Consider the following 16,626-nt stretch of genomic DNA (forward strand, 5'->3'; position numbering starts at 1 on the left):
ATCTACCTGATTATAAGGAGGAACAATTATGTTTGGAAAAACAGCCGGTGAAGCATTAGTTGATTTATTAATTGACTGGGGCGTAGAACACATATACGGTATGCCTGGAGATTCCATCAATTCTATCATTGAAGCTTTAAGAAAAAAACAAGATAAAATTAAATTCATTCAAGTTCGCCACGAAGAAGCTGGTGCATTAGCAGCGGCTGCCTATGCGAAATTAACAGGAAAACTTGGCGTTTGTATGGCAATTGCAGGACCTGGTGCTATTCATTTATTAAATGGTTTATATGATGCGAAACTCGATAAAGCCCCTGTTCTAGCAATTTCAGGTCAAGTAGAAACCGATTTACTCGGAACGGATTTTTTCCAAGAAGTAAATTTAGAAAGAATGTTTGATGATGTCGCGGTTTATAACCAGCGTATTATGTCAGCAGAGCAACTACCTGCCGTAGTGAATCAAGCAATTCGAATGGCTTATACGAAAAAAGGTGTATCCGTTCTTACAATTCCAGATGATGTCCCGAAATTCGAAGTAAAAAATGGTGCTCGTATTACAAATACTTCTTTTACTTTGCCTGAGTTGTTTCCACAAAAAGAAGATTTAGATGCAGCAAAACTCGCAATAAATGCAGCGACAAAACCTGTTATTTTAGCTGGTAAAGGAGCAAAACATGCGAGAGAATCTTTACTTGCATTTGCAGAACATATTGGTGCTCCAATCGTACTTACATTACCAGCTAAAGGCGTTATTCCGGATGAACACCCTCTTTGTATTGGTGGATTAGGATTAATTGGAACGAAACCTTCTTATGAAGCAATGAAGCATGCAGATACTTTAATTATGGTCGGTACTTCTTATCCGTTCACCGGCTTCTTACCTGAAAAAGCAAAAACAATTCATATCGATACAGATCCTGCCCAAATCGGGAAACGTTATGCGACAGATATTGGTTTAGCTGGTGATGCTGATAAAACATTACGATGGTTAATTGAAAATGTTGAAGAACACACAGACCATTCCTTCTTAGAACATCACCAAGACATGATGAAAAAGTGGGAAGAAAAATTACACGATCAAGAAGAAGACTCTTCCATTCCAATTAAACCACAACGCGTTATGCATGCTCTGCAGCAAGTAGCACATGATGACGCAATTCTATCAGTCGATGTCGGAAATGTAACAGTATGGACCGCAAGGCACTTCCGTATGACAAACCAGCAATTTGTCATTTCTAGCTGGCTCGCAACACTTGGTTGCGGTTTACCTGGTGCTCTTGCTGGAAAAATTGCATTCCCGGATAAACAAGTATTTGCAGTTTGTGGTGATGGCGGATTTGGAATGACGATGAATGACTTCGTAACAGCTGTTAAATATAAACTACCAGTCGTTGTCGTCGTATTAAACAATAATAAAATTGCGATGATTAAATTCGAACAAGAAGTGATGGGTAATATCGAATTCGAAACAGACTTAACGAATCCTGATTTTGCAAAATATGCAGAGGTATGCGGAGGTATTGGATACCGTGTTGAGAATTTAGATGAACTACTTCCCGCTTTCGAAAATGCAGTAAAACAAAATAAACCGTGCATTATTGATGTAGTTGTAGATGCTAACGAAGCACCAATGCCAGCAAAAATCACATTTGGTCAAGCTGCTGGTTATACGAAGCATATGATAAAAGAATTATTTGAAGAAGGTAAGATTGATTTACCACCACTATAAACAGAAAAAGATAGCTGAAAACAAGTTGCTTTCAGCTATCTTTTTATTTTTGTATCTCTCTATAAAAAGAAAAGTCATTCGTAGTTGGTTGTACTTGTTTCTCTGCTTGCACTTCTCTACCTTTCCGCTCTGGCCTTCTCGTATTTCCTAACTTAATCGCATCTTGCATACTATTACTAACTAGATTTCCTGCGAGAATTGTCATACTATAAAAAGCAATCGGTATAAGTACAATCCATGTATGTGTAGTTAAATGGCGGAAGTTTTGACCAATTAGGCCAGTCCATTCCTTTGTTACACTATCTGCATCTAATCCAAATAATATCGTTCCGCCAAAAAACAACTTAAGTAATCCAAGATGCAAAAGAAGCAATAGTACACTCACAAATTGTTGGGCTACTAATAAAAGAAATGATGGTAACATATGAGGCCATATATGGCGCTTCAACCTCTGCCACTTACTACCGCCGAGCACAGTGGCTGCCAACATAAATTCTTCTTTCTTAATACGTTTTACTTCTTGCGCTACATACAACATCACTGTTGGTACAGCGAGACATACAAGAACTATAATTTGAAATGCCACACGCAAATATAACGGCACAACTTCTGCTCCACTATCAAACGTTAATACTTCATTTAACATAAAATAAGAAATCATAACCATCGGTACAATACTAAAAGGATCAAAAAAGGATGAAATAACTGGAAAAGAACGTTTACCATACATACCAAGAAGTAAACCAATTCCCCCTCCAACTATAACTCGTAAAATCGCTATAATTATACTTGCACCAACTGTCCATTTTGCACCTTCTATTATTAATTGAACAAGGTCACGACCTTTCACATCACTTCCAAACCAAAATTTACTTGATGGTGCAAATGGAGCTGCCTCTAGTTCCCCTTTTTCGTTATACATCATCGTAAGTTCACGAATATTCCCATCAAAAAACAACGTATATCCAATACTAACAATCATTAGTACACTCAAAAAAGTAATACCTATCCAAAATCTCACATCTCTTTTTACAACTTGCCACATGTTACACACGCTCCTTTATAACATTTTGTAAGAACGTATGTAATAAACGAAATAGTATAAAAAGCGGTACGTATAATATAATTAAGCTCACTGTAAATATTTCTAATTTCGAATTTTCTTTTACAAAAACAAACATGCCGTACGTATTAAATATCCATTCAATAATATATAGATTTGATAACATAAATAAAATATTTGTTTTTGCATAATAGATCGTTGTTAACAAAACATTTCTTGAAATATGATGTGTTAAAATATGTCTTAAACTAAGCCCTTTACTTTTAGCAAACAAACTATAATCTTTCTCTAATTCTTCTTTAAACCGTAATAACAACAGTTTAATAAACAATAATGTTGTTGGTATTGTAAGACATATAATTGGTAACAAACGTATCCTTTCTTCCCCTAATCCAGCCAGTTTGATCGGCATAAATCCTGTTTTTTGAAACATAATTACGACAAGAAGTTGCGATAATAAAATAAGTAATATATCTGGTATACTCTCAAGCGTAAGAAAAATCCCGTTCCACATTTTCTGTTTCATATGAGAACGCTGTAATACCCAAATGACAAGTATATACGCTATAAGCAACGAGAATAAAAAAGCTGAAAGAAATACAATCATCGTTTCAATATAATGAATCCATATTTGCGGAAATAATTTTCTTGAGTCCCGAAATCCATATGTAATTTCACCCGGTTGAAGTAACTTTCCTCCAAGAAATACAATCGTGTTCCAAAAACCGATTAAATCAATTTGCAACCCCTTAAATAAACGCGGTAGTGCACCTAGGCAGAGTATACATAAAATTGCAGCTACTAGTTGTAAACAAGTAATCCCACACCACTTAACCATTCGCATCAACATAACAATTTCCCCTTACCATACGATAGAATATTCAGAAATAAAAAACTAAATATATCACATCTCTTTAGCTACTGTATGTACTTGCTTTTGCCCACTTGGTAGAATAGCTTGATATAAACATGTAACAAACAATAATAAACCAAATAAAATAATATACAATGTATCTGCAAGAATCCATTTTGGGAATAACATCGCTATCGCACCGAGAGATAAAAGCTGGAATCCTGTCGTTAATGGACTAAGCAAGCTTTGTACACGCCCCATGAATGACTCTTCTACAATTTCATACATCCAGCCCGATATTGCAACATTAATAAACGGTAAAAAGAAAGTCGCAAAAGCGATACATACATAAAAAGACCATACGTGATTTACAAAGTAACACATACCGAAGAAGATCCCTGAACCTGCCATACCAAATACAATAATAGGTTTAGGAGCATATTTCTTACCTATACTCGTTGCTACTATACTTCCAATTAATAATGAAATCCCTCCAACTACACCGCCCACCATTGCTAAACTTTCATACGTTGCTGGTGCCAATTTGTATTTTAATATGTAAGTAGTAGATACGCTTAAAATACCATTTAATAAACCAAACACGATAAATCCTAAAAGTAATTTTTTTAAAGTTTCATTTTGGTATATATACTTGATCCCTTCTTGAAACTCTGTTATTAACATCTTCAAATTAACTTCTTTCCATTTTGTTCTCCCATTTGGTAAACGAACTTTTTCTGGAATGGAGATCGTTTGAATCAAAATACCACTCATAATAAAAGTGAGCGTATTTACTAAAATGCTCCCGTAAATTCCAAAAGTCCAGTACACCATCGTTGCAATTCCTACACCAAACAAAGCATACAAACTATTTACCATTTGATTCATACCCGCTGCTGCACCGTATTGGTCTGATTCAACCACTCCCTGTATCATCGACTGTTCTGATGGAGAGAAAAATTGTATACATGCATTTTCCAAAAACAAAAATATAAAGACAAGTATAATCATCCCGTAATAAAGCGAAACTAGGATTCCAATATTACAGAGCGAACAACATATATTACTTATCGTACAAATACGTTGTCTATCAAAACGATCCACTACTGTCCCTACTAATAGAAAAAAGATTAATGCAGGTAACGCAATCATAATTTGCGTCATTGTTGCGTAAACTGGTTGTTTTCCGTATTGATCTAACAAGTAAAACATTAAAGAAATTCCAGCAATCATAGAACCGAGTCGTTCTAAAATATTCGCTAGAAAAAATCGTGCATACACTTTGTTGCGAAATAACTGTAGCATTTCTTTCATATTTCGTATCCTTTCTCTCGACAAAATAGTATTATTTTAGTCATTTCTCGGAAGTTATATTATATTTTTCGACCATTATCCAATCTTTTCCTTCTGTATAGAGAACATTATGAAAAAAGCCCTTGTTTTCAAACAAGGACTCTTTTCATAAACTATTTAGCTACTTCTTCTTTCGGCATTACCATTCCTTTATACAATTGAACAGTTATCCAGTAATAGATGAAATAAATGACTAAGAAAATCCCAATTGGCACCCACACTTTTACAAACGGGTCAACTAATATAAAACTAAATAAGTTAAGCCCTACTAACACGTGAGAAATACCAATGATTGCTGGGAAGATAAATAAATATGAAATTTCTTTATATATACTTTTCGTTAACATACTACGTCTCACACCGATTTTTCGTAACATTTCATAACGGCGTACATCACGAGAAGCACCTGTTAATATTTTGAACATTAGTGAACTTGCCATCATCGCTAAAAAGGCAATTCCAAGGAAAAATCCCATAAACATTGTTCCGCTCATTAAACTGCTCGTTAACTGATAAATTGTCATTTTCGTAAATATGTCTACTTTTGTACCTGTTGTTTTTTCAATTTGTTCTTTTTGTCTCTTATCTATTTCAATCAACAACGGTTTATACTTTTTCATATCATCTACTTTTGCTAATGTTACAGTGTGTTCTGTTCCTTGAATTCCTTTATAATACGCTTCATCTGCAATTCTTACAGGTTTTCCATTAAATTGATTATGTGTAATTTGTATTTCTCTTACAATTGCATCTTCCCAATCTTTCGGCATACGAGGGAATTTTGCTAATTCAGGAGCCTCTAAAGCAGAGTATACAGGTTCCGTTAAAGGTTCGGCCACCCGTTTACGCGCAGGCTCTTTTAAAGTTTTCGTATCAAAGCGTTCAGAAATTAGTGGTGGTTTCGCTGTTAAATCATTACGTAAGTAATAAACCGCTTCCCCATCTACTTTATACTTGTACTTGCTTTCTTCAACAATTTCCATTTCTTTTAATGCAGCTGTATCTTGTTCATTTGGATCATGAATTACGACATCATACACACGTGAGAAGTCTGTCATAATACCTACATTTTTTTGGAACGCCATACCTGCTGTCATCGCACCTGCCCCTAATGCAATTAACATCGCTACAGTGCCTAATACTCTCGATAAACTATTTACTCGAAAGCGTAGCTGTGCGTATGTAAAACTATTTAAGCCCGTTTCATTTCGTTTTTTATTTCCTTTAATTTTCATCACAAAAAATGGGAGCAATGAACTAAAGATAAAATATGTTCCAAGTGTTGTGACGATTGTCGCTATTATAAAACCGAGTTCAGCAAACATTTTTATATTTACGATAAAATAGTAGCCTGTACTTACTAGTAATACACCAAGTACTGTCATTATAATAATGCGAGTTTTACTTTTCTTCACTTCATCTAGTGTTTCATCTTCACGAATTAGCTCTAGTTCTGTTTTTCGTAATAAACGGATGCTATTCATTAAACCAGTAATAAAAAATAGTATTACGAAGAAAATAGCTGTAACTAGGATTGCTGGTATATATACAGATGAATAACTACCTTTTGCTGAAATTTCCATACCATTCATTAAAAAGTTTCCTGCTACACTTGCAAGTAACATCCCTACTAAAATTCCTATAATAATACTGACAATACCTATACCGAATGTTTCAATAAATAATAACTGTGCTACTTTTTTCTTTTTCGCTCCGAGCATCATATACATACCGAGTTCTTTTCTTCTTAACGAGAGTAAGAAAGAATTGGCATATATAATATAAAATACAGTAATGAAAGATAATAGTATTGCACCTACCCAAAATACAAGCCTTATACTACTAATGAGACTATTATCCTTCGTGAATTCACTATTCATCGCCATCGTTTGGAACATGTAAAAAATACTAATGCTAATAACGAGACCAATAAGTAAAACCATATAATCTTTTAACATCTTTTTCATACTATGACGTGATAATTTGAATAACATAGTCTCGCCCCCTACTTAGACTCAGCAGCTGAGCCCATATGAGCGAGCACACCTAAAATGTCTTGATAGAAACTTTCTCTCGTTCCTTGACGCTTTAACTCTTTATAAAGAAGACCGTCTTGAATAAATAATATACGCTCACAGTAACTCGCACTAAATGCATCGTGTGTCACCATCAAAATACTTACATTGTGATTTTCATGTAAATCTTGCATCGCTTCTAATAAGCTTTTTGCATTTTTGCTATCAAGCGCTCCTGTCGGTTCATCTGCTAATACAATGGCTGGATTATGTACTAAAGCTCGTGCTGCTGCTGTTCTTTGCTTTTGACCACCCGAAACAGCCGTCGGATATTTTGTTAAAATTTCAGTAATCCCTAATTTCTTCGCTACGTCATTTACCTTTCCCGTAATCTCACTTGAAGGTACGCCTTGCAGGGAAAGTGGTAAAGCGATATTTTCATAAATTGATAAGTTTTCTAGTAAGTTAAAATCTTGAAAGATGAACCCTAATTTTTGAGATCGAAAATCTGATAATGCGTTCCCCTTCATAGAAGTAATATTTGTGCCAGCTATTATCACACTACCACCCGTAGCTTGATCTAATGTACTAATCACATTCAGTAAAGTCGTCTTTCCAGATCCAGAAGGACCCATAATCCCTACAAATTCCCCTTCTTTAATACTTAATGACACACCCCTTAATGCTTTTGACTGATTCTCATTTCTTTTCCCATACGTTTTTTCTACACTTTCTACAGTAACTACATTTGTTGACATCTCTTTCACTCCATCCCTTTTGTATAAATTTAATTTCTCACATATTCCTTATTTTTTCTCATATGAATTATTATTTTTTTTTAATTATTCATTCTATTAGGATTACACAGGCTACATGGACCTATTTCCTACTTCATATTCTCATTTTTCTACAACTCGTTCCTTCGATTTCGCTTACATTTACCTTACATTTTTGTAAGATAAAAAAGAAAACACACCATTATGAAGTGGTGTGTTTTTTTTCAAACTCTATTTTCGATTTTTTATTTCCTCTTTCATACTTTCCACAAATGCATCTAACATAATAACTTCCGACTTCTCTTCCCCATATTTACGTACATTTACAGCAACGTTTTCCATTTCTTTATCACCAATAACAAGAACATAAGGAACTTTTTGCATGTGTGCTTCTCTAATTTTATATCCTAATTTTTCATCTCGTACATCTCGTTCGACACGAACACCAGCTTGTGCTAATTTATCCGCAATCTCATCTGCGTATTGTACATGGACTGCATTTGAAACTGGAATGACTTTTACTTGAACTGGCGCTATCCATGCCGGGAATGCACCTCCAAAGTGCTCAATTAATATTGCTAAGAAACGATCTAAAGATCCTAATACTGCCCTGTGAATGACAACCGGTCTTTTCTTTTCATTCTTCTCATCTATATAATTTAAATCAAACTTCTCTGGCATTTGGAAATCTAGCTGGATTGTTCCGCACTGATGACTTCTATTTAAAGCATCTTTAATATGGAAGTCAATTTTCGGTCCGTAAAATGCACCATCACCTTCATTTAGTCTATATTTATAATTTAGCGATTGTAATACATTTTCTAATGACGCTTCTGCTTGCTCCCATAACTTATCATCACCCATTGAATCTTCTGGACGAGTAGAAAGTTCTACTTCATATTCGAATCCAAAAGTTTTATATACATAATCGATTTGCGCCATTACAGATTTGATTTCATCTTCAATTTGTTCTGGAGTTACAAATAAATGTGCATCATCTTGGCAGAAAGTACGTACTCTTAATAATCCGTTTAACGCCCCACTAAATTCATGGCGATGTACTTGACCAAACTCACACATACGAATCGGTAATTCGCGATAAGAATGCAATTTATTTTTGAACATTAACATATGCCCTGGGCAGTTCATCGGTTTTAATGCAAAACTTTTATTATCCACTTCTGAGAAATACATATTATCTTTATAATGTCCCCAGTGCCCTGATCTTTCCCATACTTCTTGGTTCATCATGAATGGAGTGCGTACTTCTTGATAATTATATTGTTTTTGAATTTCTCTTAAAAAAGCTTCTAATTCATTACGAATAATTTGTCCCTTCGGTAAATAAAACGGCATTCCCGGAGCCTCTTCAGAAAACATAAATAACTCAAGCTCACTGCCTAATTTACGATGATTTCTTTTTGCTGCTTCTTCAACGAAATGTAAATACTCTTCTAATTCTTTTTGAGAAGAGAATGCAACACCATATATACGCTGAAGCACTTGGTTATTACTATCTCCTCGCCAATATGCACCAGAAACGTGAGTTAATTGGAAGGCTTTCAAATAACCTGTAGATGGTAAATGTGGCCCTCTACATAAATCTACAAATTCACCTTGCTTATATAGTGTTACACTTTCCTCACTAGGAATTGCTTCTAAAAGTTCTAATTTCAAGCGATCATTCATTTCTTGAAATAGTTTTGCTGCTTCTTCTCGAGACACCTCAACTCGCTCTATATTTATATTTTCTTTTATGATCTTTTTCATTTCTTTTTCGATTTTCCGTAAATCTTGTACGTTTACACTACTTGGAAGATCCATATCATAATAAAATCCATTTTCAATAACAGGCCCTACTCCAAGATTTATATCACCATACAATCTTTTTACAGCTTGCGCTAAAATATGTGCCGCAGAGTGTCTTGCAATTTCTACACCTTCATTTGAATCTATAGTAACGATTTCTACTTCCGCATTTTTTTCAATATTACGGCGTAAATCATATAACCCATCATTTACTTTCCCTGCGATTGCTTTCTTTTTCAAACTACTGCTAATGGATCCAGCAATTTCTTCTAAAGTAATTCCTTTTACAAATTCTTTCACGCTACCATCTGGAAATTTAATTTCAATCATTTGTTCTTTCATTTTTCATCTCTCCATTTCATAATAAAAAGCACACTCCTCCCTAAAATAGGGACGAGCGTGCTTATACCCGTGGTTCCACCCAGATTCCCATCATAAAAAACATAATGGCTTCATTTACGGTAACGTCGTTTACACGGCACTAGATACTTACTTTCCCCAGTGCAGCTCTAAGGTGGTAAGTTATTTTTCTGCGTTAGGAAGTTCTCAGCTTTCCTTCCTTCTCTGTATAACCGGGGAAAATAACTCGTGTCCTTTTCTTCGCTTATTATGAAATTGAATGCAAAAAAGCATATTCATCCCTAAAAATTAGGGACGAATATGCTTATATTCGTGGTTCCACCCAGATTCCCATTACAAAAAACATAATGGCTTCTTTTGCGATAACGTCGCTTACACGGCACTAGATACTTACTTTCCCCAGTGCAGCTCTAAGGTGGTAAGTTATTTTTCTGCGTTAGGAAGTTCTCAGCTTTCCTTCCTTCTCTGTATAACCGGGGAAAATAACTCGTGTCCTTTTCTTTGCTTTTATAATTACATCCATTAATTGTTATTTACTATATCTTATTCATTTTATTTTTGCAAGTGTTAAAAATAAATTTTTATTTAATAAAAAAAGAAACCAAAAATAAATTTTTGGTTTCCTCTTCTCAATTTTACCAATCTTGTGGTTCGTAATTTAAGTCTGCAAATAGACGTCGTTTCTCTTTCTTCGTTAAATCTCTCCACTGTCCAACAGGTAAATTATTCAATTCAATATTCATAATTCTCGTACGTTTTAACGTGTATACTTGATAACCTAAAGCTTCACACATACGACGAATTTGGCGATTCAACCCTTGTGTTAAAATAATTTTGAACTCATATTTTGATAACTGTGTGATCTCACAAGGAAGTGTTTTTGTACCTAGAATTTTAACACCCGCTGCCATTTTTTCTAAGAAATCAGGTGTAATTGGCTTATCTACTGAAACGATATATTCTTTCTCATGTTTGTTTTCAGCACGTAAAATTTCATTAATAATATCACCATCATTCGTTAACAAAATTAAACCGTCTGAATCTTTATCAAGACGTCCAATGTGACTAATTCGTAATGGATGATTCACTAGATCGATAATATTACCTTTTACTGATTTTTCACTCGTACATGTAATACCTACTGGTTTATTTAAAGCGATATATACGTGATCTCGAGCAATGCGAAGTTGCTCTCCATTTACGCGTACATCATCACCTGGATTCACTTGGTCACCAATTTTTGCAACCTTACCGTTAATAATTACTCTTCTCTCATTAATTAATTTATCTGCTCCGCGTCGAGACGCTTTTCCAGCTTCACTAATAAATTTATTGATACGCAAATTAGGCACATCCTTTTCTAAAAAATTTCAAGCTCACACTGCTTCTACCATACAATACAAAAGGGTAAGCCTCCTATTATAACTTAAATATATTAACATGAAAGGGTATATAACGTCTTCTATTAATTTCTTGTTTATAAGAAATTATCTTTATTATACATTCATTTATGCACTTTTTCTGTGCTTAATATACAAGCCATTCTTCCTTACATATAGCTTGTTTACCTCTTATATCTTCTATATCTTCATGAATATTAGCTAGTTTATACAACTCAGGGAAAATCTCTTCTACATAATTTTGATGCGCCATTCCATCTTTCCAATACGTTAACACGATGTAACGATTTTCATTTTTTAAAGACTTCCCAACTACTCCACCTAGCATGCCTTTTATATTTTCCATTCCTTTATTCCAAATTGTTTCTTGTTTATGTAAAAATTGCTTTTCTTTTTCTTCCTTTACATCACATACAGCCGCCCTTACGAAGGATCCTTCTGTAACAACGTCTTTCAAAGGCACTTCTGCTATATCATACAATGTTTGAAATAATTCAATTTCACATGAAAGAAACGTATCCTCTTGATTACTATTTACATAAATGGTATCGTGAGCACCATTCATAAATGATTGATATGCATTTCTATCTTCCCATAAAGTAAATACACATGCCTCATTTTCATTCCATCCACCAAATTGTCCATAAAAACCATCTAGGTGCTGTATATCACGCCATTTTTCTTGTGCCATTGAAAATAACTCTTTTTTCTCTTCTTCTACTTTACAATAGATTGTTTTTAGTAGCATTTTTAATTTCCCCTTTAGCATATAATTTATCTTCTTCTCACAATAATTAGTTCACATAATATTTTTATAATCACCCTAATACTCTTTATAGATATATAGAACTAATCATATTTAGCACTACATCTATCAAAACATCTATCGAATTTAATTTCAAATAATTCAGAATGCAAAAAAGATGTAACTCTTAATGAATTACATCTTTAGCTAATCTCCCTTATTCATCTTTTTCTCAAATAAATAATACGTAATTTCTCCCGGATAATGTAATACAGTTACCTTCCGCTCCCCTTTTTTAAAACTAACAGTATGCCCGTTTTCACCTAAGTTCTCCCATCCACTTACCGTTGTAATAGGCATTACACTTATATATTTATAATCCTCTTCCTTATCATCGTTAATATGGATTGCTGACATGGGCACTGGAAAATCTTTAATTTTAGATTCTTTATTCATAAATATGAATGCAATTAAACCAACTAATAACATAGCCATTGAAATATTTGAAACTAGTTTTCTTCTATTCATTTCCACTAAAAATCCTCTTTTCTTACATATTACTTTCATCATTTTACTAACTTTAATTATTTATGTATATAAAATATATATATTATATACTTTCTAACCTATTTTCTCTACTTAAAACAACATTATTGTTATATATTATAATTATAAGTTTTTTAATTTTGGAGGCGTTACATATTGCAAAAATTACTTTTTACTAAATGGACAGTTGTTATTTCTATTTTCATCATTTTCGGTACAATTTTCTACGTTACTAATGTTAAAAATAACAAAGAAAAAGCACCTGTAGAAACAACAGATACAAAAACTTTCAAAACGAAATTACAGCCTAAAATTAATGAATTGACTACTAATTATAATGATATCATCGAAAAAGATTGGTTGCCTGCCTGGGAAGAGATTAACACGAACGGTGATTCAGTAGACAGAGATAAACTATTAGTTACAATGAATGCTGTTTCAAAACAATATGAAAACATTATGAATGAAATAGACATTTTGAAAATTAAAGAAGATATATCAGAAGTACAAATACAAGAACAACTTCTTTATTTCACAACTGAATTTAAGGCTGCTTCTAAATTTATGAAAAACGCGGCAGATTTAATTATAGACGGAGCCACTAACTCTACTCCAAACAGTGCAACAATTGAAAATACGAAACATGCTTTAGGGCTTGCAGATCAACATATTGTCATCGCTTTATCTACTTTAACTGAAGTTGAAGAGAAATTAGGACTTTCGAAAAAATAGAATTCTTTACTATTTTAAAATAAAAAATGATTGCATTTCATTAATTGTATATCTATAATGTTTTTATTGATTCTATACACATTCAATGCGTATAGGTTATTAATTTTATAATTCGGATGAACCATTCAGGAGAAGGTCTATTGATCTACCGACGGGGCAAAAAGTTGTTAACCAACTTTGAAACTCTCAGGTCTTGTTTACAAGTAGAACTGCATGGGGACGAATCTCTGGAGAGACTCCCTCTCGCTTTAAATAGCGCGGAGGAAAACGAGCACCGAAGGAGCAAATCCGCTACTATAGCGGATAATCTCTCAGGTAAAAGGACAGAGACAAGCGAAAGAAAATGCCGATTTATATCGGTTTATTTTTCTATCCCTTGTTTCTCCAGAGACCATTTCATTTACTTGAAGTGGTTTTTATTTTTTCTAAAAAAGGAGAATAAAGATGGAGACAGTAAGTACAGTATTAGAACAAATCAATCAATATGTGTGGGGATTACCAACGTTATTGTTACTCGTTGGTACTGGTATTATTCTCACAGTGCGTTTAAAAGGTTTACAGTTTAGTAAACTATTATACGCTCACAAACTAGCTTTTAAAAAATCAGAAGATACATCTTCCTCTGGAGATATTAGCCACTTCCAAGCACTTATGACAGCTATGGCGGCAACGATCGGTATGGGAAATATAGCTGGTGTTGCAACTGCTGTGACGATTGGTGGACCCGGTGCCATCTTTTGGATGTGGATTACTGCTTTGTTCGGTATGGCAACAAAGTATGCCGAAGCAATTCTTGCGGTGAAATACCGTGTTAGTAATGAAAATGGCGAATATTCAGGTGGACCCATGTACTATTTAGAACGTGGTTTAGGTAAGAAATGGCTTGCAGTTTTATTCGCTATATTCGGTACAACTGCTTCTTTCGGTATCGGGAATATGGTGCAATCTAATTCAGTGGCAGAGGCAATGCGAATTAATTTCTCTTTCCCTCCTGCTTTAACTGGTATAGTAATGTCATTTTTAATCGCTATCGTTATTTTAGGCGGTGTAAAAAAAATCGGGAAAGTAACAGGATATGTTGTTCCTATTAAAGCTTTCTTTTATATCATTGCTGGTCTTATTATCATTTTCTATCACTACGATCAAATTCCTGAAGCATTTTCACTTATTTTTTCTGGTGCGTTTAATGGTACTGCAGCTGCTGGTGGTTTTATCGGTGCAACAGTTGCATCAGCTATTCAAATTGGAATGGCGCGCGGCGTATTTGCGAACGAAGCTGGTTTAGGGAGTGCCCCTATTGCCGCGGCGGCTGCAAAAACTGATTCCCCTGCAAAGCAAGCTTTAGTTTCAATGACTGGTACTTTTCTAGATACGTTTATTGTATGTACAATTACAGGGCTAGTATTAATTACTACAGGTGCATGGAAGTCTGGTAAAACTGGGGTTGAAGCTACAACACTTGCGTTTCAATCTGTATTCGGTACTGCTGGTAGTATGATTCTTGGTATCGCAATTATTTTATTCGCCTACTCTACTATTTTAGGTTGGTCGTATTACGGTGAGAAATGCGTGGCTTATTTATTTGGAGAAAGTGCTGTTAAATATTATAAAGCAATCTTTATTGTCATGATTGCTATTGGTGCGAATTTAAAATTAGGCATCGTATGGACATTTGCGGATATTGCAAATGGACTTATGGCGATTCCAAACTTAATCGGTCTTATTGGGTTAAGTGGTATTGTTGTTGCTGAAACGAATCGCTTTTTACAAGCAGAGAAATTGAAAGAAAATAATAAAAAACAGGCAAGTTAATCTATGAAAAAAGGAATGACTCATACATGATGAGCATTCCTTTTTTCATCCCCTCTTTTACTTTATTACTATCATTAAAAATATATTTATATCAATGTTTACTCCTTTTTATTCCTCCAAAAGTTTTTCACATAAATATCATAAATCGTATGGTCTAACTATATAGTTGAAAAGGAATGCGACATTAAAGTGTCGCTGAAAAACTCATCCAAGAAAAGGGAGGAAAAATCTTTTGAAAAACAAAATCATTGTTTTCTTATCTGTTTTGTCATTTATTATTGGTGGTTTCTTCTTTAACACGAATACTTCAAGCGCTGAAACATCATCTACTGATTACGTTCCTAACCAATTAATCGTTAAGTTCAAGCAAAATGCATCTTTAAGTAATGTGCAATCTTTTCATAAATCTGTCGGAGCTAATGTCTTATCTAAAGATGATAAGTTAGGTTTTGAAGTCGTTCAATTTTCAAAAGGTACTGTAAAAGAAAAAATAAAGAGTTATAAAAATAATCCAGATGTGGAATATGCAGAACCGAATTATTACGTTCACGCCTTTTGGACTCCGAACGATCCATATTTTAAAAATCAATATGGATTACAAAAAATTCAAGCTCCACAAGCTTGGGATAGCCAACGAAGTGATCCTGGTGTAAAAGTAGCCATTATAGATACAGGAGTTCAAGGCTCACACCCTGATTTGGCTTCGAAAGTAATTTACGGGCATGATTATGTTGATAACGACAATACATCTGATGATGGTAATGGTCATGGTACACATTGCGCTGGAATTACTGGAGCACTTACGAATAACAGCGTCGGAATTGCTGGTGTTGCCCCACAAACTTCCATTTATGCTGTTCGCGTATTAGATAATCAAGGAAGTGGTACTCTCGATGCTGTAGCGCAAGGTATTCGAGAAGCTGCTGATTCGGGTGCAAAAGTAATTAGTTTAAGTTTAGGAGCTCCAAATGGTGGTACTGCATTACAACAAGCCGTTCAATATGCATGGAATAAAGGCTCTGTTATAGTTGCAGCTGCTGGAAATGCTGGAAATACAAAAGCTAATTACCCTGCTTATTACAGCGAAGTGATTGCAGTTGCTTCTACAGATCAATCAGATAAGAAATCTTCATTTTCTACTTATGGTAGCTGGGTTGATGTTGCAGCACCAGGTTCAAATATATATTCCACATATAAAGGAAGCACGTATCAATCATTAAGTGGTACATCTATGGCAACACCTCATGTCGCAGGAGTTGCTGCTCTTTTAGCAAATCAAGGATATAGCAATACACAAATTCGCCAAATTATTGAGTCAACTTCTGATAAAATTACTGGTACAGGTACGTACTGGAAAAACGGTAGAGTCAATGCATATAAAGCTGTACAATATGCGAAGCAATTACAAGAAAATAAAGCTTCTTAAGAAATAA

13 protein-coding genes, 1 riboswitch and 2 other annotated features are annotated in these 16,626 nt (G+C 34.3%); of the genes, 4 read left to right on the forward strand and 9 right to left on the reverse strand.

What is annotated here, in order from left to right:
• The first annotated feature begins 28 nt into the window (after window positions 1–28).
• Entirely contained in the window at window positions 29–1,729 is a 1,701-nt protein-coding gene (locus QCI73_RS15475; RefSeq protein ID WP_327923759.1) for a pyruvate oxidase, read from the forward strand.
• 43 nt (window positions 1,730–1,772) lie between these two features.
• Here the strand turns inward: QCI73_RS15475 and QCI73_RS15480 are convergent, their stop codons facing one another.
• The 9 genes from QCI73_RS15480 to QCI73_RS15520 form a co-directional block, all read right to left on the reverse strand.
• Window positions 1,773–2,774 (reverse strand): ABC transporter permease subunit, encoded by a 1,002-nt coding sequence (locus QCI73_RS15480; protein ID WP_353823290.1) that lies wholly within the window; start codon window positions 2,772–2,774, stop codon window positions 1,773–1,775.
• A gap of 1 nt (window position 2,775) precedes the next feature.
• Window positions 2,776–3,642 carry an ABC transporter permease subunit gene (locus QCI73_RS15485; protein WP_219913552.1) on the reverse strand — a complete coding sequence of 289 codons (867 nt, stop codon included), beginning with the start codon at window positions 3,640–3,642 and terminating at the stop codon, window positions 2,776–2,778.
• A 54-nt stretch (window positions 3,643–3,696) separates the two neighbouring features.
• Window positions 3,697–4,968: an MFS transporter gene (locus tag QCI73_RS15490; RefSeq protein WP_483299578.1), complete on the reverse strand. Its 1,272-nt coding sequence runs from the start codon at window positions 4,966–4,968 to the stop codon at window positions 3,697–3,699.
• 143 nt (window positions 4,969–5,111) lie between these two features.
• Window positions 5,112–6,992, reverse strand: a complete 1,881-nt coding sequence (locus QCI73_RS15495; RefSeq protein WP_353823292.1) for an FtsX-like permease family protein — start codon at window positions 6,990–6,992, stop codon at window positions 5,112–5,114.
• Between the two features lie 11 nt (window positions 6,993–7,003).
• Complete coding sequence (locus QCI73_RS15500; RefSeq protein ID WP_070805974.1) at window positions 7,004–7,771, reverse strand: ABC transporter ATP-binding protein; 768 nt, start codon at window positions 7,769–7,771, stop codon at window positions 7,004–7,006.
• Window positions 7,772–8,020: 249 nt separating this feature from the next.
• Window positions 8,021–9,940 (reverse strand): threonine--tRNA ligase, encoded by a 1,920-nt coding sequence (gene thrS, locus QCI73_RS15505; RefSeq protein WP_353823293.1) that lies wholly within the window; start codon window positions 9,938–9,940, stop codon window positions 8,021–8,023.
• Between the two features lie 44 nt (window positions 9,941–9,984).
• Window positions 9,985–10,208 (reverse strand) — a binding site (T-box leader).
• Between the two features lie 37 nt (window positions 10,209–10,245).
• Window positions 10,246–10,469, reverse strand: a binding site (T-box leader).
• Window positions 10,470–10,593: 124 nt separating this feature from the next.
• A complete protein-coding gene (gene rluF, locus QCI73_RS15510) occupies window positions 10,594–11,301 on the reverse strand; it encodes a 23S rRNA pseudouridine(2604) synthase RluF (protein ID WP_353823294.1) in 708 nt (235 codons plus the stop codon).
• A gap of 184 nt (window positions 11,302–11,485) precedes the next feature.
• Window positions 11,486–12,106 carry a YdbC family protein gene (locus QCI73_RS15515; protein ID WP_327923754.1) on the reverse strand — a complete coding sequence of 207 codons (621 nt, stop codon included), beginning with the start codon at window positions 12,104–12,106 and terminating at the stop codon, window positions 11,486–11,488.
• Window positions 12,107–12,310: 204 nt separating this feature from the next.
• Window positions 12,311–12,673 carry a hypothetical protein gene (locus QCI73_RS15520; RefSeq protein WP_046197452.1) on the reverse strand — a complete coding sequence of 121 codons (363 nt, stop codon included), beginning with the start codon at window positions 12,671–12,673 and terminating at the stop codon, window positions 12,311–12,313.
• A gap of 132 nt (window positions 12,674–12,805) precedes the next feature.
• Between QCI73_RS15520 and QCI73_RS15525 the strand changes: the two genes are divergently transcribed.
• The 3 genes from QCI73_RS15525 (at window position 12,806) to QCI73_RS15535 (ending at window position 16,619) form a co-directional block, all read left to right on the forward strand.
• Window positions 12,806–13,381, forward strand: a complete 576-nt coding sequence (locus QCI73_RS15525) for a hypothetical protein (RefSeq protein WP_074540004.1) — start codon at window positions 12,806–12,808, stop codon at window positions 13,379–13,381.
• A gap of 217 nt (window positions 13,382–13,598) precedes the next feature.
• Window positions 13,599–13,718: riboswitch (glycine riboswitch) on the forward strand.
• Between the two features lie 107 nt (window positions 13,719–13,825).
• Window positions 13,826–15,193 (forward strand): alanine/glycine:cation symporter family protein, encoded by a 1,368-nt coding sequence (locus QCI73_RS15530; RefSeq protein ID WP_353823295.1) that lies wholly within the window; start codon window positions 13,826–13,828, stop codon window positions 15,191–15,193.
• A 232-nt stretch (window positions 15,194–15,425) separates the two neighbouring features.
• Window positions 15,426–16,619 carry a S8 family peptidase gene (locus tag QCI73_RS15535; protein ID WP_262726167.1) on the forward strand — a complete coding sequence of 398 codons (1,194 nt, stop codon included), beginning with the start codon at window positions 15,426–15,428 and terminating at the stop codon, window positions 16,617–16,619.
• The last annotated feature ends 7 nt before the right edge of the window (window positions 16,620–16,626 follow it).

The organism is Bacillus cereus group sp. MG16 (genome assembly GCF_040459875.1).
GTDB lineage: Bacteria > Bacillota > Bacilli > Bacillales > Bacillaceae_G > Bacillus_A > Bacillus_A paranthracis.